Origin of the sequence: Rubrimonas cliftonensis, assembly GCF_900107585.1 — a bacterium.
Classification (GTDB): Bacteria; Pseudomonadota; Alphaproteobacteria; order Rhodobacterales; family Rhodobacteraceae; genus Rubrimonas; species Rubrimonas cliftonensis.
The window spans coordinates 1-1,359 of record NZ_FNQM01000090.1 but is presented as its reverse complement, the minus strand read 5'-3'; the positions used below and the strand labels follow the sequence as shown (position 1 = coordinate 1,359).

1 protein-coding gene and 1 pseudogene are annotated in these 1,359 nt (G+C 69.2%); both read left to right on the top strand.

Features of this window, described 5'->3' with window-relative positions:
* A partial coding sequence (locus tag BLW43_RS22720) for an IS1634 family transposase (protein ID WP_093257235.1) occupies positions 1-1,186 on the top strand: 1,186 nt, incomplete at its 5' end.
* Positions 1,187-1,267: 81 nt separating this feature from the next.
* Positions 1,268-1,359: pseudogene (locus BLW43_RS23295) on the top strand (IS5/IS1182 family transposase); the annotation flags it as partial.

Below are 1,359 nucleotides of genomic sequence, written 5' to 3'. Positions count from 1 at the left end.
CGAGATGGAGCTCGCAAAGCAGATCCGCCCGCTCGTCGACCGCGATCTGGCGGTGGTGTTCTACGACCTGACCACCGTGCGCATCCACGGCGAGGCGGCTGTCGAGGACGACATCCGCGCCTACGGCATGAACAAGGAGCTGGGCGGCGTCGCGCGGCAGTTCGTGCTCGGCGTGGTGCAGACCGCCGAGGGCCTGCCGCTGATGCACACGGTTCACCCCGGAAACGTCGCCGAGACGAAGACCCTGCAGGCGATGCTCTCCACCGTGCTGCAGCGCTTCCCGGTCCAGCGCGTGATCCTGGTCGCCGACCGCGGCCTGCTCAGCCTCGACAACATCGGCGCGTTGACCGCGCTCGCCGACCAGGGCGGGCGCAGGCTGGAGTTCATCCTCGCCGTCCCCGCCCGGCGCTATGGCGAGCTGGTCGAGACCTTCCGCGACATCGCCTTCGACGCGGACGGTCCGGGGGCTGGGCTGGCCGAGGCCGCCTTCGCCGGCCATCGCCTGATCGTCGCGCACGACCCCCTGCGCGCCGCCGAGCAGGGCGACCGTCGCCGCGCCCGCATCGCCGAGCTCGAGGCCATGGCCGAGACGATGGTCACGAAACTCGACGCGCAGGACGCGGCGCGCGCGACGGAAGCCAAGGCCGCCCGCGGCCGCCGGGCGTCGGACCGCGGCGCCTACAGCCGCTTCACCCGCGCCGTCGCCGAGGCCGAGCTCACCCGCTTTCTCAAGGCCGACTTCGCCGCCGACCGCTTCAGCTGGTCGGTGGACGCCGACGCCCTCACTGAGGCCGAACTCTTCGACGGCAAGCTCGCATTGCTGACCAACGCCCCGGATCTGACGCCTGCCGACGCCGTCGCCCGCTACAAGGCGCTGGCCGATATCGAGCGCGGCTTCCGCGTCCTGAAAACCGACATCGAGATCGCTCCGGTCCACCACCGGCTGCCCGACCGCATCCGCGCCCATGCGCTGATCTGCTTCCTCGCCCTCACGCTCTACCGCGTCATGCGCATGCGCCTGAAGGCCAAGGGCCACAGCGCCAGCCCCAGAACCGCCCTCGACATGCTCGCCCGCATTCAGCAGCACACCGCCCATATCGGCGAACGCACTTTCAACGGCACCAGCAAAACAACCCCGGAGCAGCTCGACCTCTTCGACGCCATGAGCCTTCCAAAGCCTGCCTGACGATCAGCGGTTGTGGCAAAAAGGCCAAACGCGGGTTCGCAATTTCAATCACTTAGCCAATCTGTTGTCGAACTTGGGCACGAGGTGGCGAGCGTCACCGCCGACGGGGCCTACGACACCCGCAAGTGTCATGAGGCCATCGCCGACCGCCGCGCCGCGGCGGTCATCCCACC